This is a genomic window from Candidatus Pelagibacter sp. (assembly GCF_052046145.1).
Taxonomy (GTDB): Bacteria; Pseudomonadota; Alphaproteobacteria; order Pelagibacterales; family Pelagibacteraceae; genus Pelagibacter.
This window is the reverse complement of record NZ_JBNGZR010000001.1, coordinates 112,501-131,889: the sequence shown is the minus strand read 5'-3', so window position 1 is coordinate 131,889 and position 19,389 is coordinate 112,501. Positions and strand designations below refer to the sequence as shown.

20 protein-coding genes and 1 rRNA gene (1 of these 21 only partly in view) are annotated in these 19,389 nt (G+C 23.7%); 11 read left to right on the top strand and 10 right to left on the bottom strand.

Annotated features, from left to right (window positions below; all coding sequences use genetic code 11):
* Positions 1-26: 26 nt before the first annotated feature.
* Genes ACTT88_RS00650 through ACTT88_RS00630 form a run of 5 tightly spaced genes read left to right on the top strand, consistent with a single transcriptional unit; the run spans position 27 to position 4,209 of the window.
* On the top strand, positions 27-719 hold the full coding sequence (locus tag ACTT88_RS00650; protein WP_440907464.1) for an acylneuraminate cytidylyltransferase family protein: 693 nt from the start codon (positions 27-29) through the stop codon (positions 717-719).
* Positions 719-2,068 carry a glutamate-1-semialdehyde 2,1-aminomutase gene (locus tag ACTT88_RS00645; protein ID WP_440907463.1) on the top strand — a complete coding sequence of 450 codons (1,350 nt, stop codon included), beginning with the start codon at positions 719-721 and terminating at the stop codon, positions 2,066-2,068. Before ACTT88_RS00650 ends, ACTT88_RS00645 begins: the two co-directional genes overlap by 1 nt.
* A complete protein-coding gene (locus ACTT88_RS00640; protein ID WP_440907462.1) occupies positions 2,068-2,787 on the top strand; it encodes an SDR family oxidoreductase in 720 nt (239 codons plus the stop codon). Before ACTT88_RS00645 ends, ACTT88_RS00640 begins: the two co-directional genes overlap by 1 nt.
* A complete protein-coding gene (locus tag ACTT88_RS00635) occupies positions 2,768-3,367 on the top strand; it encodes a GNAT family N-acetyltransferase (protein WP_440907461.1) in 600 nt (199 codons plus the stop codon). The genes ACTT88_RS00640 and ACTT88_RS00635 overlap by 20 nt, the downstream gene beginning before the upstream one ends.
* A 2-nt stretch (positions 3,368-3,369) precedes the next feature.
* Positions 3,370-4,209, top strand: a complete 840-nt coding sequence (locus ACTT88_RS00630; protein WP_440907460.1) for a hypothetical protein — start codon at positions 3,370-3,372, stop codon at positions 4,207-4,209.
* Here the strand turns inward: ACTT88_RS00630 and ACTT88_RS00625 are convergent, their stop codons facing one another.
* Positions 4,210-5,919, bottom strand: coding sequence for an ATP-binding cassette domain-containing protein (locus ACTT88_RS00625; protein ID WP_440907459.1), 1,710 nt, complete (start codon positions 5,917-5,919; stop codon positions 4,210-4,212). It lies immediately after the preceding gene.
* 21 nt (positions 5,920-5,940) lie between these two features.
* Positions 5,941-7,536: a hypothetical protein gene (locus ACTT88_RS00620; protein WP_440907458.1), complete on the bottom strand. Its 1,596-nt coding sequence runs from the start codon at positions 7,534-7,536 to the stop codon at positions 5,941-5,943.
* A 29-nt stretch (positions 7,537-7,565) separates the two neighbouring features.
* Here ACTT88_RS00620 and ACTT88_RS00615 point away from each other — a divergent pair, with 29 nt between their 5' ends.
* Entirely contained in the window at positions 7,566-8,504 is a 939-nt protein-coding gene (locus ACTT88_RS00615) for a hypothetical protein (RefSeq protein ID WP_440907457.1), read from the top strand.
* Here ACTT88_RS00615 and ACTT88_RS00610 read toward each other — a convergent pair.
* From ACTT88_RS00610 to ACTT88_RS00600, 3 genes are read right to left on the bottom strand one after another with little or no spacing between them, the layout of a single operon-like run.
* Positions 8,487-9,524 (bottom strand): nucleotidyltransferase domain-containing protein, encoded by a 1,038-nt coding sequence (locus ACTT88_RS00610; protein ID WP_440907456.1) that lies wholly within the window; start codon positions 9,522-9,524, stop codon positions 8,487-8,489. The two genes, ACTT88_RS00615 and ACTT88_RS00610, sit on opposite strands and share 18 nt — an antisense overlap.
* The gene (locus ACTT88_RS00605; RefSeq protein ID WP_440907455.1) at positions 9,518-10,306 is read right to left on the bottom strand and encodes an SDR family oxidoreductase; all 789 of its coding nucleotides are present in this window, start codon (positions 10,304-10,306) and stop codon (positions 9,518-9,520) included. The genes ACTT88_RS00610 and ACTT88_RS00605 overlap by 7 nt, the downstream gene beginning before the upstream one ends.
* The gene (locus tag ACTT88_RS00600; RefSeq protein ID WP_440907454.1) at positions 10,303-11,304 is read right to left on the bottom strand and encodes a Gfo/Idh/MocA family protein; all 1,002 of its coding nucleotides are present in this window, start codon (positions 11,302-11,304) and stop codon (positions 10,303-10,305) included. Before ACTT88_RS00600 ends, ACTT88_RS00605 begins: the two co-directional genes overlap by 4 nt.
* Positions 11,305-11,346: 42 nt before the next feature.
* Here ACTT88_RS00600 and ACTT88_RS00595 point away from each other — a divergent pair, with 42 nt between their 5' ends.
* From ACTT88_RS00595 to ACTT88_RS00585, 3 genes are read left to right on the top strand one after another with little or no spacing between them, the layout of a single operon-like run.
* Positions 11,347-12,186 (top strand): N-acetylneuraminate synthase family protein, encoded by an 840-nt coding sequence (locus tag ACTT88_RS00595; protein WP_440907453.1) that lies wholly within the window; start codon positions 11,347-11,349, stop codon positions 12,184-12,186.
* 3 nt (positions 12,187-12,189) lie between these two features.
* Positions 12,190-12,900 carry an acylneuraminate cytidylyltransferase family protein gene (locus ACTT88_RS00590; protein ID WP_440907452.1) on the top strand — a complete coding sequence of 237 codons (711 nt, stop codon included), beginning with the start codon at positions 12,190-12,192 and terminating at the stop codon, positions 12,898-12,900.
* Between the two features lie 8 nt (positions 12,901-12,908).
* Complete coding sequence (locus ACTT88_RS00585) at positions 12,909-13,478, top strand: D-sedoheptulose-7-phosphate isomerase (RefSeq protein ID WP_440907451.1); 570 nt, start codon at positions 12,909-12,911, stop codon at positions 13,476-13,478.
* On the opposite strand, the gene ACTT88_RS00580 is transcribed toward ACTT88_RS00585, so the two are convergent.
* Genes ACTT88_RS00580 through ACTT88_RS00570 form a run of 3 tightly spaced genes read right to left on the bottom strand, consistent with a single transcriptional unit; the run spans position 13,479 to position 16,346 of the window.
* Positions 13,479-14,405, bottom strand: coding sequence for a Gfo/Idh/MocA family oxidoreductase (locus tag ACTT88_RS00580; RefSeq protein WP_440907450.1), 927 nt, complete (start codon positions 14,403-14,405; stop codon positions 13,479-13,481). It abuts the gene before it with no gap.
* The gene (locus ACTT88_RS00575; protein WP_440907449.1) at positions 14,398-15,537 is read right to left on the bottom strand and encodes a radical SAM/SPASM domain-containing protein; all 1,140 of its coding nucleotides are present in this window, start codon (positions 15,535-15,537) and stop codon (positions 14,398-14,400) included. The genes ACTT88_RS00580 and ACTT88_RS00575 overlap by 8 nt, the downstream gene beginning before the upstream one ends.
* The gene (locus ACTT88_RS00570) at positions 15,537-16,346 is read right to left on the bottom strand and encodes a phytanoyl-CoA dioxygenase family protein (RefSeq protein ID WP_440907448.1); all 810 of its coding nucleotides are present in this window, start codon (positions 16,344-16,346) and stop codon (positions 15,537-15,539) included. Before ACTT88_RS00570 ends, ACTT88_RS00575 begins: the two co-directional genes overlap by 1 nt.
* Before the next feature lie 66 nt (positions 16,347-16,412).
* On the opposite strand from ACTT88_RS00570, the gene ACTT88_RS00565 reads away from it, so the two are divergent.
* Positions 16,413-17,255, top strand: coding sequence for an imidazole glycerol phosphate synthase cyclase subunit (locus tag ACTT88_RS00565; protein WP_440907447.1), 843 nt, complete (start codon positions 16,413-16,415; stop codon positions 17,253-17,255).
* A 6-nt stretch (positions 17,256-17,261) separates the two neighbouring features.
* Entirely contained in the window at positions 17,262-17,894 is a 633-nt protein-coding gene (gene hisH, locus ACTT88_RS00560) for an imidazole glycerol phosphate synthase subunit HisH (protein WP_440907446.1), read from the top strand.
* Here hisH and ACTT88_RS00555 read toward each other — a convergent pair.
* Together ACTT88_RS00555 and ACTT88_RS00550 are read right to left on the bottom strand one after the other, a co-directional pair.
* The gene (locus ACTT88_RS00555) at positions 17,891-19,099 is read right to left on the bottom strand and encodes an N-acetyl sugar amidotransferase (RefSeq protein WP_440907445.1); all 1,209 of its coding nucleotides are present in this window, start codon (positions 19,097-19,099) and stop codon (positions 17,891-17,893) included. The genes hisH and ACTT88_RS00555 overlap by 4 nt on opposite strands.
* A gap of 85 nt (positions 19,100-19,184) precedes the next feature.
* A 23S ribosomal RNA gene (locus ACTT88_RS00550) occupies positions 19,185-19,389 on the bottom strand; it runs 2,548 nt beyond the window's last position.

Below are 19,389 nucleotides of genomic sequence, written 5' to 3'. Positions count from 1 at the left end.
AGATATATTAATCTAATTATTTAATAATGTACAAAAACAAAAAAATATTCTGCATAATTTTAGCAAGAAAAAATAGCCAAGGTATTAAAAATAAAAATTTACAAAAAATAAAAAATAAACCACTAATTTGGTATCCTTTAAACGCTGCCAAAAAATCCAAATATATAGACGAAATATATTTTAATTCAGATTGCAAAAAAATGACTTCCTATGCTAGTCGTTTTGGAGCAAATATTGACTTTTTGAGACCAAGTTATCTTGCTAAATCCAACAGCACATCTGCTGATGTTATAATACACCACATTAATAAATCAAATTTAATATCTAAATTTGATTACTTTATTTTATTAGAACCCACATCCCCTCTTACCGATAAAAATGATATTGATAGGGGTATAAAAAAACTAATTGATAAAAAAGAAGCAACTTCTTTGTTATGCATAACAGGACATTCTATTCCAAACAAAAACTATATTTGCACAATAAAGAAAGGTTATTTAAAATTTGGTAAAAATATTAAAAGTACACTAAGACAAAACTACAAAAAAAAATTTTTTCTTACTGGCAATTTATACATTTCTAGAATAGATAGCTATTTAAAACAAAAAACTTTTTTTCAAAATAAAACAAACTTTATGAAAATTAATTTTTTAAAATCATTTGAAATTGATACAAATGATGACCTTTACTTAATAAGAAAACTTTTTAAGAAAAATTAATGAGAAAAATAGATAAAAAATTAAATTCATTAATACCTGGTGGTGCTCATACTTACAGTAGAGGATTCGACCAATTTCCAGATAATTCACCTCAAATTTTAAAGTCAGGCAAAGGAGTTTATGTTTTTGATGAAAAAAATAATAAATATATAGATTATGGGATGGGTTTAAGATCGGTTATTTTAGGATATGCAAACAAAGAAGTTAATAAAGCCGCAATAAAAGCAATTCAAAATGGAAATAATCTTACCAGACCTTCTACAGTAGAATTGGATCTTGCTAAGTATATTGTAAATAATTTTAAACACGTTGATATGGTCAAATTTTGTAAAAATAGTTCAAACGCAGTTACTGGTGCAGTAAAACTGTCTCGTGCCTATAATAAAAAAAATATTATTTTGAGATGTCAAGATCATCCTTTTTTTTCATTTGATGATTGGTTTATAACTTCAACAGATTTAAAAAGAGGTATTCCTTCGGTTTATTCTAAACTTACATTGACTTTTAATTATAATGATTTGGAAAGTTTGAAAAAAAAAATAAAAAAATATAACAGACAAATTTCTTGCTTAGTAATGGAAGCCTCTACTTTTGAATGTCCTATGATTAATAATGAAAGAGGATGTTGTCAAAAATTAAATTGCACTAGAAATTATAAAAAAAATCATCTTTTGAAAGAAATACAAAACTTATGTAAAGAAAATAATATAGTATTCATAATTGATGAAACAATTACAGGATTTAGATGGCATAAAAAGGGTGCGGTTGAAAAATATAATTTAGACCCTGATTTAGTAATTTATGGTAAGGCTATAGCAAATGGCTTTTCTTTAGCAGTTTTGGGTGGGAAAAAAAAAATCATGGACCAAGCAACAATCACAAAAAAAGGAATGGAAAGAGTTTTTTTTCTCTCATCAACTCATGGTGGTGAGATGAGTTCACTAGCAGCTGCAAAAAAAACTATGGAAATTATCAACAAAACTGATGCTATTCAAAAAATATGGGAGCATGGTATAAACCTAATTAATGAGGTTAACGAAATATCTAAAAATCTTGGTATATTTGAGAATTTTCATTTATTTGGTTTACCATGCTCACCCTATGTCCAGACAAATTATAAAAATAAACCTGATCTAAAACTTAAAACTATAATACTTAAAAATTTAATTAATCATAAAATACTTATGCCTTGGATATCTATATCCAGTTCACATAACCAAAATCATTTGAAATATGTAGTTTCTGCTTTTAAAAAAATTTTACCCAATCTTAGAAACGATTTATCAAATTCAAAAAAAATTTATAAAGTAAAAAATCCAGTTAAACCTGTTTTTAGGAAATTTAATTAATGAAAAACATTATCATCATTGGCTCAAATGGTTTAATTGGAAAGGCATTAGCTAAAGGTCTATCCAAAAAGTATCGAGTTATAGAAGTGGATATATTAAATTTGAAAAAACAAAATTATTTTCAATGTAATATTTTAAACGAAATAGAAGTAAAAAAAGTTTTTTCAAAAATCTTTAAAAAATATAAAAAAATAGATTGTTTAATTAATTCTGCTTATCCAAGAAAAAAAAACTTTTCTAAAAAGTTTCTAGAAATTAATTTAAATGATTTTAATCAAAACTTATCAATAAATGTTGGTTCATTATATTGTTTAATTAAAAATATATTTCCATATTTTAAAAAAATTAAAAAAGGCAACATAATCAATATCGCGTCTATTTATGGTAAAATCCAACCAAAATTTGATATTTATGAAAAAACGCCAATAAATCCCCCAACAGTATATGGACCTATCAAATCAGCTCAAATCATGATGATAAACTATTTTGCAAAAATATTTGCTTATAAAAAAATCAATATAAGATGCAATACGATAAGCCCCGGAGGTGTTTATGGCGGTCAGTCAAAAAAATTTTTAAATAATTACAAAAAATACTGTAAAAGTATAGGTATGATTTCACCTAACGATTTAGTTGGTGTAGCTGATTTTTTAATTTCTGAAAAATCATTGTTTATTACAGGTCAAGATATTCAAGTAGATGATGGTTTCTCGATATAAAGAATACAAAAAGGACAATCTAATAATTAAAATATTAACAACTCAAAACTACAGTGAAAATTATGTTTTGTGGTTGAAAGATAAAAAAACTAATAAATTTTTAGAAGAAAAAAAAATTAAGTTCAATAAATCAAAAATAGAAAAATTTATAAAAAATTGTTTTAAAAGTAATAATATTCTTCTTTTTGGAATTTTTTATAATTCTACTCACATTGGAAATATTAAAGTTGATTTTGATAATATTAATTATAATTGTACAATAGGTTATATCTTAGGTGAAAAAAAATTTCTTGGAAAAGGAATTACTTATAAATCATTGAGAAAAGTTATTGATTTTTTATTTAATAAATTAAATATACGAATTATTTCAACAGAGGTATTAAATGGAAATATAAAAAGTATTAAACTCTTAAAAAGAAACAAATTTAAGAAAATTTATATATTAAAAAAAAGAGTTTTCTTAAATAAAAAAATATTAGATGTGATTGGTTTTCAATTATTAAATAAAAAAACTATAAACAAAATTTTTTCTACCAAATTAAATTTTTCTAATAAAAACTACAAATTAAATGTGATCTAAACATGAAAATATTTGATTGTATAACTTTTTTTGACGAACATAAATTATTTGATGTTAGATATGAACTTCTCAAAAATGATGTAGATTATTTTATAATCATAGAAGGTTCTAAAAAATTTAATGGAGAGAGTAAAGATTTTTGTTTTAACGAAAATAAATATGACAAAAAAAAAATTAGATATATAAAAATAAATGAATTTAATAAAAAAGTTAACTTAGCAAATTTTCCAGGTTATCTGGACGATGTTAGTAAAAATAGAATGTTAGATGGATTATATGGTGCAACATATAATGATATAATTTTATTTTCTGATTGTGATGAGATACCTCATCCTCAGACAATTAAAAAAATTAAAAAAATTAAAAATTCAAAAATTGGGATATGTTATCAAAACATGTCTTGTTTAGACTTTAAGCACTTTGTAAAAACTAATTGGTTTTGGTTATATAAATGGCCAGGCACTAAATTTATGAAATATCAGAATCTAATACACCCAAAATCTTTAAAATGGTATCATCAACCAAGATTATACGATCCAAGAAATTATCTAAAATATAACATTATTTTAGACAAAGGGTTTCATTTTACATGGATAGGAAATTTTGAGAAAATTATTGAAAAATATGTAACTTTTAAAAATGTGCATGATCAAGAACATTTGTTTCGTCAAAGAAATTCTAAAAAATTTTCTTATGACGAGATAATAAATTCATTAAATAAATCTAAAAATCTAGAAAAATTTACACTACCTTTCTTAAGGTATGAGATACAAAAGAAAGATCCTACAAATACTTATGATAATTTATTTTTGGAAGTTTTAAAAAAAAATAATTTAATCTAATTAACTTAAATTATTTTTATTAATAAATATCTTTTGGTCTTTAATATCAATAAATTTATTGCAGTATTTTAAAATATCTTCATTGTGAGAGGATATAAAAACATATTCCGCTGTATTATTTAAAAATATATCTTTTAATACTTTTGTTTCTGTATCAGTATCTAGAGCGTTTGTGGCTTCATCCAAAATTAAAATTTTTGGTTTTTTATATAAAGCCCTTGCAATACCTATTCTCTGAATTTGACCTCCACTTAAATTTTCTCTACCAAAACTAATGACCTCATTTAATCTATTCTTTTCTTTAATTAAAAACTCACTACAGCAAGATATATCAATAACTTTTTTAAATAGGTTTTCATCAAAATCAGATTTTAGAGTTATGTTATTCTTAATTGTATCATGAATTAAAAAAATTTTTTGTTGAACATAAGAAATTTGATCAAAAAAATTTTCTCTATTATAATTATTAATTTTACTATCATTTACAAATAATCCACTTTTTCCTTGGATTAAAATTAAACCTGAAAGTATATCCAACAAAGTTGTTTTTCCTGAGCCACTGTGACCTCTGACTGCGACTATAGATTTTGGTTCAATTTTAATCGTATTATTTAAAATCAAGTTTACTTTTTTTTCTTCATAACCAAATTCAAATTTTCTCAAGTCTATAGAATTAATTTTAGAAATTTTTTCTGATATAACTTCATTATTTGATATATTAATTTTTATACTTTCCCTAAGTTTCTCAACATTATCAACAGATTGTCTATGAGTTTTCCATAATGAAAAATTTAAATAAATAACATTTACATAAGGCAGCATTTTAAATATTACAAATAAATAAAAAGCCATTATTGAAATAACTCTATCATTTAAATTATCGTATGAGTTAAGCAAAATAATTGTTATTACAAAGATTGAAAAAACTAAAAATTCAATTCCATATCTAGATGAGATGACAATAAATTTTATTCCCTTTAGTACATCAGACATCTTTAGTTGATTGGTCTTAAACTGAAAAACACTAATATCAATTAAGTTATTAAGTTTGATATCTTTGAAACCATAAAATGCATTAGAAATATTTGAGGTAACTTCTTTATCATAATTAGTGAGTTTTTTTCCGTAAGTAAGAATTTTTTTACGATTAATTTTATAAAAAATTGTAAAAATTAAAGAAAATATTATAAAAGCACTTATGGTAATCCACGGCTCATAGACTATTAATCCCACAAAAACAAAAAAAAGTATGACGCCTTTGGATAGTATTAGATAGTAGGGTATAATTACAAATTCAGAAATCTTTCTAGTCTCATTTAATACCTTTGTAGAAATTTCCGAAAAACTTAAAGAGTTAATTTTTATATATTCTGAATTAGCAAACTCTTTAAATACCCTAGTGACAATGTCTACGTAAATTTTAAAACCAAAATCAATTATTTTGTAATTAATAATTAGATTCAATAAAAAAGTGATAAATAAAAAAAAAAGCGAAAATAAACTTAAATATAAAATAGAGTCACTTTTAGATATTCCATTTAAAATTTCAAATTCATTTTCAACATTAAGTATTTGATTTAATAATAATAAAATAACAAAGATCGTAGATATTTCTAAAATTGATTGTGCAATAAAAAGTAAATTTAATACAAATGGTTTTTTTTTAGAAAATTTCTCTATAATTTTTTTTGTTTCGAAAAAATTTTTCATCTAAATAAAATATCTACTGGTTTACTTTTTAGTATCCTTAAATAATTTTTCGCTATATTTGTTAAAATTTTTATAAATTTGATCAAAGTTCTTAACAAATTTTATTAAGTTTCTTGAGGAATTTGACTTAGATATGTCATCAAAGCTAAACATATCATCATTTATTAAATTTTCTCTATCATATAAAGTGTAAAAATAGTGATAGTGCATATAGCAAAATTTATAAATATCTTCTTTATTGAAATTAATTTGTTTTTTATAGTAATCAATATTTAAAATTTTATTTTTGTAATCTTTGTAATTTTTTGCAGTTAAACAAAAATTAAAACTAACATGATGATTATCACCGGCATTTAAAACTGGTATTTTTTTTAAAGGAAGCTCATGGCCAACTGTTCCATAAACTGAGATTACAAGCTCTGGTTTTAATTTCGTAATATAATTTAAATTATGCACATTGCTTAAAATAATTATTTCTGGATATTTATTTTTTATAAGTTTTAAAGTTTTTATATTATTTTGATAATCATTTGGGTGTGGTTTAATAAAAATTTGAATATTTTTTTTTTTTTGCAATATTTTTATAGTTTCCTCGATCCAATGTTGAAAATCATAAAATATAGAATGTCTGAATTTATGAACATAATCCCAAAAACAATGTGAATAAATAACATATTTTTTTTTATTTTTTTCTAATTTAAAATTTTCTACTAAATTTTTATCTTGTTCATTCCAATTCTTCATATGAGGCAGATATTTTCCATAACTTCCAGAAAAACGATTCTGTATTATTTGTTTTCCTATTTTTATATTTTTTCTTTTTTCTTTTATGTTTAAAGAATTAAATATTTTTTTATAATTGTGATAAGGATCAAAATACCTTAAAGTTTTTTTATCTGCTAATTGCATGCCAAGACGCTTTCTTCCCTGAGAGGTTCCTCTAGAACAATACACGGGAATTTTTTTCTTAAAGGCACACCTTGCAACTAAACCATATTGAAAATAACATGTATGACTTGAAATAACAGATTTAACGTCATATTTTTTAAAAATTTTTTCAATTTCATTAAAATTTATTAGTGCCCTTATAAATAAATCTTCAATCAACTTATCATTTAGATTAATAAGAGTTGGCTTTAAAGTAACTCTTAAATAACTATCATAAATTAAATCTCCAAACTCAATACCTTTATATGAAAAATTTAATAAATCACTCTTGGATCTTATTTTTTTTTTAAAAATTTTCTTATAAAATTGAATTTTTCTTTTGTTAGTTTTAAAGTTAATTTCATTCAAAATCTCATAAGCATTGAATGAATTATATATTTTTTTTCTTACTCTTAAAAAAAAATTGTGTTTGGCTAAAGGAGATTCATATAATGGAAAATAAAAGTATCCAATTCTAGCTTTATATTTTTTCGACAAAAAATTTGCAAATAAAGACCAGATTAATATCCAAGGATACCAGTCAAAAAAATCTACCAAAATTATTCTATTTTGATTAACTTTATTATTGTTTTTTGACCAAAAATCTTTGTTAAAATCGATAAACTTTGATGTGTTTTTATCAATTATACAATAATGATAAAGGACTTTTAAATAATCAATAATTTTCATAAGTATAGATTAAGATATTTTAAAAAAAAATGTTATATCAAAAAAAATTAATTATTAATATTGAAATTTTAAAGTTACTAAAAGAATTATTAAAAAAAAATAATCTTTTTGACATTTGGGTATATGGAAACAATTCTGATAAATACTCAGATTTGGATTTAATTTTTATATATAAAAAAAACTCAAATAAAAAATTATTTAAAAATAATATTTTTAATATTAAAAAAGATGCAAGTATTATCATTACCACAAAAAAAGTTTGTACGGATATATTTTATTTTGATTATTTAAATATTTACTCTGTAAAAAAAAATGTAATGATAAAAAATAAATTAAATAAAAAATATGAAAAAAATATTTTCTTTTTGTCAGTAATAGATAGATATTTTGAAAGAAGATCAAAAATTCTTAAAATAAAATCAATAAACGAAAAAAATTTAAGAATAATCAAATCATACTTTTATTCCATAGCTCATTTTTTAAAAATACAAAATTCTTTAAAATTAAAAAAAATTTTTAATTCAAATTTAAAGAATTATTGGATTATAAGAAAACTATCTAAGAGTGGTCAATCTAAAGAATTTATTAACAAAATTAGAAAAGATGATATTGAAGTTTTTTATCCACTGATAAATAAATATTGTGAAACAAAATATCCTCTTAATGATTTTAACGGAAATCTTAAAATAAAAAATGCAATGAAATTTCAATCTATAAATAAATATAAAAAAAATTTTGTACCTAAAATTGTAATCAGAATTTATTACGAATATTCTAGAAATAACTTTTATATTTTTAAAAGATTAAGAAAATGTATTAATCTTAATAAATTTTCTAAAATTGAAAAAATTGATAAAAATATGAATTTTATAATTAATAAAAAAAAAAATTTTCTCATTAATTCGTGTAAAAAAATAAACCAACTTAAAATTAAAAGTGGTTTGTACAGATTAAATTGGTTTGTTTAATTTAATCATTTTTAATAAAAAACAATAATTATTGTAACTTTCCTCTAAATAGTTACTACCTAATATTTCAATTATTTTTTTTGGTATTCTCTCATGTCTATTATAAAAATTTCTTTTCCACTCTTTTCTAACTTTTTCACCTTTGTTTAAAAATTTTTTAAATTTTTTATTTTTAAAATACTTATTAATAACACTAAATGATTTCTTTTTTGAAGTTGAATTATTTATACTGGTTAAAAAATAAGCTGGTAAGGTATTATTATAACCAACTTGACAAAAAAGTTGATACATTTGAAATTTTTTTGATGACAATGGATGATATAAAGGAATTCCATGTCTTTTATGATGATTTAAAAAACCTGTTTGCAAAGCTTTTTGTAAGGAATTTTTTCTATCTAAAATACTTTTAATTGAATTATTAAATTTTTTTTTATTTTCATAAACAAAAAAATTTTTTTTGTTAGAAAAAGAAAAATTATATTTTAAAGCTTCTAATGGCATATAAGCTTTCAAATAATTATCTAAATCATGTGTCGAAAAACAAATTAAACCATGGTGTTGTAAAGGACACACTTGAAAAAAAATATCGTATAATTTTTTTACATACTCTCTAAGAGAAATCAATCTTTCTCTAGTTTCAAGAACAGTATTTCTAATAACAACAAAAGTATCAATATCACTCCATCCACTTATATAGTCCTTCGAAGCAAAACTTCCATGAACTAAAAATTCCTCAAAAAATTCAGACGAATTAACTAATGTATTTAGCTTTTTAAATCTAATATCAAAAAATTTTTTATTAAAAAAATTTGATTTATATTTATTTATTTTGATTATTTTTTTTTTTCTATTTATTTTTTTTTTTTTTAAAAATTTATTTAACTTTATTATCTTCCTGATTAAAGTTTCAATATCTATTTTTTTTAATTTCTGGGAATTATCGTAAATACCTTTGGTATCAAGAAATAAATTAATTGATTTATTTAAGATAAACTGTTTTCTTTCGGTATCATCTACCATATACTTCTCCCACCATCTATAACTATATTACTTCCTGTCATATACGATGATGAGTCTGATAAAAGATATATTATAATCGAGGTCATATCATCTCTAGTAGCCATGCGGTTTAATGGAATTAATTTTGATATTTTATTAACAAACTTCTTTGGCTGATCTTTATATATTCCTCCAGGAGAAATTGAATTAACTCTAATTTTTTTATTGGCTAAGTAGGTTGCTAAATACTTTGTAAAACCGATTAATCCGTGTTTTACAACAGAATATGAAATCGGTTTCGATCCAGAAATTTTTTTTTTATTGTAGAGTCTGTGGTCTGGAGAAATTATAGATAGATCAGATGATAAATTTACTATCGAACCACCATTTTTATTTATAAGTGGCACTAAATGTTTACATACCAACATTATACTTGTTAAACCAATATTAATATCATTTGACCAGGAAACTACATCTGTTTGAAAAAAACTTTTAAATTGATTTTTCTCTTTAACTTCCGGGTTATTAGCTATTAAATTTAATATTCCATCTATTTTTTTAAATTTTTTATTAATAATTTTTTTTATAAAAATGAAATTTTTTTCTTTAGATAAATCAATTTTTAAAAAATGAACTCTTCCATTATAACTCTTAAGTTTATTTTTTAATAATTTTATATTTTTTAAATTGTTATCAATTACAAATATTTCTGCACCATTATCAAGTAATTCATTCGAAATAAATTGACCAATAAATCCTGCTCCTCCTGTAATTACTATTTTTTTATTTTCTATATTTATCATTTAGCAAATTTTAAACATAAATTTAGAGTTTCAATACTATCCTCAAAATTACAAATAATAGTATTCTTGCTCTTATTTTTTTTAGATAGAATTTTTATATATTCATTCCACTGTTCTTCAAACATATCATTTCTTGTAAAATTTATATAAAACATTTTTTTTAACTTTCCTGAATTATATTTAATTTGAATATATTTTGAAAAATAATCCCAATAAACTGTGCCATTTTGAAAATTAATTTCAATTTCATTTTTTGGGGGATTTGTTAAAAAATTTACATTCAAAAAAACAGACTTAAATTTATTGAAAATTAAGATTGAGCTTAAATAATCTTCTACGTCTGTTTTTAAATGACTTCCTTTGCCAGTAAAACTGTATATTTTTTTTGGATTTCCCACTAAATATCTTACTAAATCAATCTCATGGCTTAAACATAATATAGGACCACCACCTTCAATTTTTTTTGCCATATGAGTATTTTTATAATCCTCATATTTATGCATAAGAGGCAAATATTCACCAAATTTAAAAAATCCAGACACCAATTCGCCAAGCTCTTTTTTTTCTATAATTTTTTTTAAAATTTTAATTCCTGGATGATATCTAAGCTGATAACCTACAAATAATTTAATATTATTTTCTTTAATAATTTTTTTTAAAATTTTAATTTTTTTCAAATTATTAGATATAGGCTTTTCAATAAATAAATTAATTTTTTTTTTAGCTAGCCTAAGTGCAGTTTCCAAATGTTTGTTTATGGGATTAGCTATTACCGCAAATTCAAATTTTACTTGATCAAGATCTTCATAAGAAATTTCATTTAAATTATAATATTTAATTAAAGATTTAACTTTTTTAGTCTGTAAATTATCTGAAATAAAAATATTTCTTTTTGTATTTCTTATGCAATAAAATTTAGAATTTGAAAATTTTTTTTTTAAAATTCTTAAATGTCTTTGGCCTGCTGAGCCAAGTCCGCAAAACAATATATTTTTCAAAATTTTCCTTGCATAAAGTTATTTACTATATATATATTTATTATGTTTATCATAGCAGAAATTGGTATTAATCATAACGGTGATTTAGATATTGCAAAAAAACTGATTGATGTTTCAAAAGATGCTGGAGTTGATGCTGTAAAATTTCAAAAAAGAAATATTTATAAAGTTTATAATAAAGAAAAATTAAAATCATTTAGAGAAAGTCCTTGGGGAAAAACTGAAGAAGATCAAAAAAAAGGTTTAGAGTTAGGTGAAAAAGAATATGATGAAATTAATAAATACTGCAAAGAGAAAAAAATTCATTGGCTAGCGTCAGCTTGGGACTTAGATAGTTTAAAATTTTTAGATAAATATGATTTTAAATACAACAAAATTGCTTCTCCTATGTTGGCTAGTGAAAAATTCTTAAATGAAGTAGCTGAAAGAAAAAAATATACTTTTATTTCAACAGGAATGTCAGACATTAAAATGATTTCTAATGCAGTTGATATTTTTAGAGGTAAAGATTGTGAATTTGAATTAATGTATTGCAAGTCAGTTTATCCTTGTCCAAAAGAGATAATAGATTTGAACACTATTAAATATTTGAAAAATAAATTTAATTGTAAAGTGGGATATAGTGGACATGAGGGAGGTATTGCTATTACAATTGCTGCTGTAGCACTAGGCGCTAGTTCAATTGAAAGACACATAACTTTAGATAGAACTATGTATGGTTCAGATCAAGCAGCATCTATTGAGCCACTAGGGCTAAAAAATATGGTTAGCTCAATAAAAAAAATAATTCCTACATTTGAAGGCAAGAATGGTGAAATTAAAATCAATGATGAAGAAAAACCGCAAATTGATAAGCTAAGGGCACATTTAAACAATATATAATCAATGAAAATAGTTGCTTTAGTTCCAGCGAGATCAGGATCTAAATCTATAAAAAATAAAAATTTAAAGAAAATAAATAATAAACCTCTAATATATTACGCAATAAATACAGCTAAAAAGAGTAGATTAATAAATGAAGTTTATGTATCTACAGACTCTCCAAAAATTAAAAATATAGCATTAAAATATGGGGCAAAAGTACCTTTTTTACGACCAAAAAAAATTTCTGGGGATTTGTCTAAAGACATTGAGTACATAAGGCACTTTTTTAATCATATGAAATTTAAAAAAAAAACTGTTCTTGTAATTCTACAACCAACTACTCCTGGAAGAAGTGTAAAAATTATAGATAATGCTATATTTCAATTTATAAAAAAAGGTGGAGACTCGTTAAGGTCAGTATCATTAGCGAGAGAAACCCCTTATAAAATGTGGGTCAAAAAAGGTAAATTTATGGATCCATTTCTAGGAAAAAAATTTATAAACCTTTCCAATAAACCAAGACAAGCTCTAAAAAAAGTATATTGGCAAAATGGATATGTGTATATTACGTCTAACTTGACTGTAAAGAAATTTAATAATGAACTTGGAAAAAAAATAATATTTTTTGAAAATGATTTCTTAGTGGATGAAATTGATTATAATTTTCAGTATAAGAATATTCAAAAAAAAATGAATAATAGAATTAAAACAAAAAAACTATACTCATCATAAAAATCTATATGAATAATCTTAAAAATGAATTAGATCAACTTTCAAGTCTTCTTAAGCAGATACAAAGTCAAGAAAAAGAGATAAATAGAATTATTAAATTAATTACTTATGCTTTAAAAAAAAATAAAAAAGTAATGATATGTGGAAATGGTGGATCAGCAGCAGAGGCACAACATTTAGCTGCAGAATTTATTGTTAGATTAAATCCAAAAGTTAACAGAAAAGCATTTCCAATTATTCCGTTAGGAAATGATGCTTCAACACTTACAGCTTGTTCAAATGATTATGATTTTAAATATATATTTAAAAGAAATTTTGAAGCAATTAAGCAAAGTGGAGATATTTTATTGACACTTAGTACTTCTGGAAATTCAAAAAATATTATTGAAGTTTTAAAATGTGCAAAAAAAAATAAAATTAAATCAGTTTCACTTTTAGGTATGAAAGGTGGTTTGGCTCTTAAAAATTCAGACTATAAAATTTTGATTCAAAATAATAATCCTGGAAGAATTCAAGAATGTCACTTATTTTTAGGACATTATATTTTAAATGAGGTTGAAAAAAAACTTCTTCAATAATTATATTACCATTTTATTACTATCTAAAGAAACATTGTAATCTTTTATTGGAAATTTTTTATTTTTTTTTATAATTCTTAAAAAATAATTAACGCTATTATAGAGAGACAAATCGTAATCTTTTTTGTGCTTAATAATAATTTTTTTTCTAATCTTTGGGGGTAAAAAATTTCCACTTTTATCAAAGTTATCTCTTGGATTTCGTAAAATAATTTCTTTATCATTGATCTCTAAAATACCATTCTGAAATACAATGTCCCATTTTTTAATCATTGGACCGTAATAAGTAGAAAAAACTTGAACAATGCCATTATCATTTAATATTATCCTACAATCTGAAGTATCAATACCATCTTTTATGTTTGAAAGATTTTGTAAAATATTGAATTTTACTTTTTTAATTCCAAAATAATAATTAAGTAAATCTATTGTATGTATTGAAACTAACTCAAAAACTCCAGTCTTACATTTTTTTCTTTCTGATCTCCAATTATCTTTATAAAATTTTTTATAGGCGAGTCCTTTAGAAGAGATAATAGAACCATAAAGTAATTTTCCTAACTTGTAATCTTTAATTTTGCTTAAAAAAAGGCCGATAGTTGAAAACCGGTAATTGTAATTAAAAAAAATTTTTTTAGAATTATTTTTTTTTAAATAAGTTAATTGCCTCTTCGAAGTTACAGGTGGTTTTTCACAAAAGATATATTTATTTCTTAATTTTTTTAAATAACTAAAATGAGTACTATTTGGTGAACAAATAAAAACAGCCCTTGATTTTTTTAATATTTCAAATTTTTTTTTGTCAAAATAATTATTTTTTCTTGGTGGTTTATAAATTTCAAATTTTTCTTTTTTATTTTTTAATATTTTCTGAATTCTTTTTGAGTGAACACCATTGCCAATAATTACAAAAATATTTTTACACAAAAGAAACTCCACACCTATCACATGGTTTAACTTTTACTCTATTTTTGTTTAAATGTTCTTCTCTAAGCATTTTAATTTTCTGTGACGACCAAATTGATTTAAGAGTATCCTTTGATGCATCTCCATAGGATAAATAACTTTTATAATCTGCATCACAAGGATTTACCTTTCCATCAAACCAAATATACATCCTATCCCATAGCCTCTCACAAGGGTCAATAATATCTTCATGAACATCGTTTTTATATGTATCCCATCTTTCTAAAGGTGGGCCGATAGATACGTGATCTGATCTTTGTATCCAAAAATCTCTAAATTTCTTCTTATCTATATTAAGGTCAGCATCTACACCAGAAACTCTAATTTCTGTTGCACTATTTGGATATTCTGAATTTCTAATAGAATATAGTTTATCAACATTTTGTAGAATTTTTTCATAATTTGAACCTTTTCGGAGTCTTTCATAGTTTGTTTTTTCATAATGATCTGCAGATATTACTATTTGAGTAATATTGGCTTTCAGTATCGCATGAATTAATTTTTCGTTTAAAAAAGTTCCATTAGTATTTAGCTTGATTTCAAATATATTTTTTTTTAATGCTGCATATTTAAGCATCTCTCCTAATTGTTTATGTAATGTTGGTTCTCCTCTACTTGCAAGAGTAATAGCACCAACTTTAAATTCGTCTGCCTCATCTATAATTTTTTTAAATAAATCAAATTTCATTACACCCATAAATGGTTTTTTAGTAAAACTTTTGTCTGTTTGAAAACAAAAAGGACATCTTAGATTACACGTACTTACTGGCTCAAGTAATAAATACTGAGGTAAATCAAATAAAACTTTTTGTGAACCAGAAAGTCTAAACTTGTATCTAAAAGTTAGATACTTTATTAGTTTATTTACATCATTGACTTTTGAACAATACAATTCTTCATGCTTATTAATTGCAAAATGTAGTTTGCCAAAATTAATTAAATTTTTATATATCTCATTTTCATATTTGTCTTCAGACAAATTAATTAAATTGATTTGATTTAAAATTTTTTTTTCTAATGAAATTTGATCAACATTTGCTTCTAGTGAAACTTGTCTTAAGTTAGCGCGCCCTAAACTATTTTTATCTTTCATTAATGATATACTTTATTAGGAATTTTTTTTAATTTTTTTACTTTTGATATTAATTTTTTATCTATAGCACCTTTTCCGTAAATTTTAGGATATTTTTTTTTTGTTTTTAAATGTATTGCTTTGCCATCAAGCAAACATACAGTGAATGCAAGTCTATTTTTACGCGTTTTATTTTTATCAGAGCCATGTACTAAATGGTTGTCGAACAAAATTGCCTCACCACTTTTAAGCTCTATGTATTCAATATTCATTCCTTTCAATTTAATGTTTTTCTCATCTATTAAATGCCCTTTATTTATAACACCCAAACGATGAGAGCCATTGATTACTTTTAAACAACCATTATTTTTGTTTGCACCATTTAACGACATCCAAATAGTGAATTTAGGTTTTAATGACATGTTCCAGTCATTAGAGACATCTTGATGAAATGGTAGAATACTTGAGTTTTTATAAGACTTATTAAAAATCATAGCTCTCATACATGAAACGTTTTTACCAATTAATCTTTCAGAACAGAATTTTACGATTTTTTTTTGAAATATTTTATTAAATAAATCATCATATTCTAGATCTTTAATTTTTCTGTATCTTAAGGAAGGACCTACAAAAGTTTCTAAATTTTTGTTTATAGTTGAATATTTTCCATCATGACTCTCAAGTTGAAAAAACATATTTTCATATCTTATTTTACCTAACATTAAATCCTTTACCCTTTTTTTAAGTTTTTCTAATTGATTATTAGTAAATATTTTTCCTAATCTAACATATCCATTTTTATAATATTGATTAAGTAGTTTATTATTCATATACTTTGATTTACGATTTTTTACTAATTCACAATATTAAAAAAATTTCTTTAAATAAAGCAAAATATGAATTTACGTATAATCCCGAAACTAGATATTAAAAATGAAAACTTAGTAAAAGGTGTAAATCTAGAAGGTCTAAGATCATTGGGTAATCCAAAAAAATTCGCAGAAATTTATTATTCTGAGGGAGCAGATGAATTAATTTATCACGATGTTGTTGCTAGTTTATATGAAAGAAATAGTACACCTGAATTTATTGAAAAAACATCAGAGAATATTTTTTTACCTATGTTAGTTGGTGGAGGTATTAAAAATTTGAAAGAAGTTGAAAGAATACTAAAGTCTGGAGCTGATAGAATATTTATTAATACAGCTGCAATAAATAATCCTAGATTTATTGACAATATTATTAAATTCTTTGGTGCTTCTACACTAGTAGTATCAGTAGAAGTGGTGAAAAGAGATAAAAAATATTTTTGTAGAAAGGACTTTGGGAGAGAACAGACTAACTTAATACTTGATGATTGGTGTAAAAAAATTCAAGATAAAGGAGTTGCCGAAATTATAGTAACATCTATCGACAGAGATGGGACAGGTGAGGGATTTGATTTAGATATTGTTAAGATATTAAAAAAACATGTAAACATTCCATACATACTCAATGGTGGCTTCTCAAAACTAAAACACTTTGAGGAAGTTCTAAATTTGGATATACCATCTGGTTTTGCAATTGGATCAGTGTTTCACTATAATCATTTAAAAAAAATTTCAGATAAGAACGAATATTCAGATGGCAATTTCGAGTTTATAAAAAACCAATCCAGGTATAATAATTTTAAACCATTATCAATCAAAAAAATCAAAAAATTTCTAATAAAAAAATTCTCAGCAAAATTTAAAGACTAAAAATTTATGAAAAAAAAAATTGCAATAATTGATTATGGAATGGGTAATACTTTCAGTATTCAATGTGCATTAAAAAATGTTGGTTTAGACTCTATTGTCACAAGTAAAAAAAAACAAATTCTGAATTCTGATGCAATTATTTTACCTGGAGTAGGAGCTTTCCCAAAAGCAATGGAAAAAATTAGAATAAATAATTTAGACAATATAATATTGAAAGCACACAAAAGTAATAAGATAATTATTGGGATATGTTTGGGTATGCAACTATTGTTTGAAAAAAGCTATGAAAATTCACTAACTAAAGGGTTGGGAATTTTAAAAGGTAAAGTGATTTATTTTAAAAAAAATAATAAAATAAAAAATAAATTTAATGTAGGATGGAACAAAATTGTTTTAAATCATAAAAATAAGGACAGAAATCTTAAAAATTTAAATAAAAAATATATGTATTTTATTCATTCCTGTTACGTAAAAGTTGGAGAAAAAAACATAGAGACTAGCTTTTCAAGATTTAATTCAAAAATATTTACATCTTCTGTAAGAAAAAATAATGTTTATGCATATCAGTTTCATCCTGAAAAAAGTGCTGAAAATGGAATAAATATGTATAAGTCTATAAAAAATATATTAAGTAGTTAATATACTGGGTTTCTTAATTTCCACTTATTTTTAGTTTTTTTCCATATATGAGGAGATCTAAATTTATCTACCAGTTTAAAAAACGAGGCTTTTTTTATATCTAAATAATCTAAAACTTCATCTATATATCTATTAGGAATCTCACCATCAAATTTAGATACAAGTTTAACACCTTCGTCCCTTGTTATATGTTTATTTCTAATCTCCTGAGACGCATCATAACTTGCTCTACCTATACCAAATTTAATATAAGACGTAAAATAATGTAAATCATCTATCTTATCGTCTATACTATTATATTTACTGTATGTTCCCTCGGTTCTAAAAGGTCTAGCTTTAAAGTTTGTATTTTCAACTGAATAGTAATAAGCTTCTTGAGGTGTCCATTTAATAAAATATCCTAAATAACAATATTTTATTTTAGTATTACCAAGTTCTTTTTTATCTAATGGTAAATAATTTTGTAAATCCTTAAAACTAATATTGTAATTATTCATTAATTTTTTAATTGGTAGTCCAGAGAGATAAAACTTATTTTTATTTGAATTTAACCAATATTTTTGATCTCTTATCGCTGAGAACTCAGATATAGGGTTATTATATTCCGCATCACTTTCTCCATAAAAAACTAAAGGAATTTTAAATTTAGCTGCCATTCTTGCGCCAATATTTTTTTGACCCAATATAAATGTCTGAAATGGGTGTAGTAAATTTTCAATTGATAGTTTAGTTAAAATTTTTTGAACTTTTCCATTAGGTTTTAAAGATATGTTATCAAAGCCTCCAATTTCAATCCAATTTTTAAAGTTTTGATAGCCATAATCAGTATAAAGTATTGGTGGCCAAGTAACCGTTAAAGGATGCATTCCATATTTGTACTTCAACAAATGGGCTGCATAAACACTGTCTTTTCCCCCACTGCCAGGCACTACACAATCATATTCACCTTTTTTACTTCTGTATTTGTCCAGTAATTTTAATAATTCTTTTTCTCTTTTGTCCCAGTCTGTTTTATTTTTCATTTCATGAACTTTGCAGGGAGCACAAGTACGTCTACCGTTTTTATCTCTATTTATCTCTAAATATTTGGATCCTTCACGTGACGGCTTGTGAAGAAATTCTGGTATAGAAGAAGGTACCTGATTAGATAGAACGCATTTTTCACAAAAGTAAATTTCTTTAGGAAGATTATAAAACGTTTTCATGTCAAATTATTTAAAGTTTTGAAATTTCATTATGGAAATTAATATACTTAATATCTAGATTGTTATAAAAATTTTTTTCAGTGCATAAATCAAGCCAATTGAGCTATTAGTACTGGTCAGCTGCACGCATTACTGCGCTTCCACATCCAGCCTATCAACGTGGTGGTCTACCACGGCTCTATAGGAAGAACTAGTTTTGAGGTGAGTTTCCCGCTTAGATGCTTTCAGCAGTTATCTCGTCCATACTTAGCTACCCGGCACTGCAGCTGGCGCTACAACCGGTCCACCAG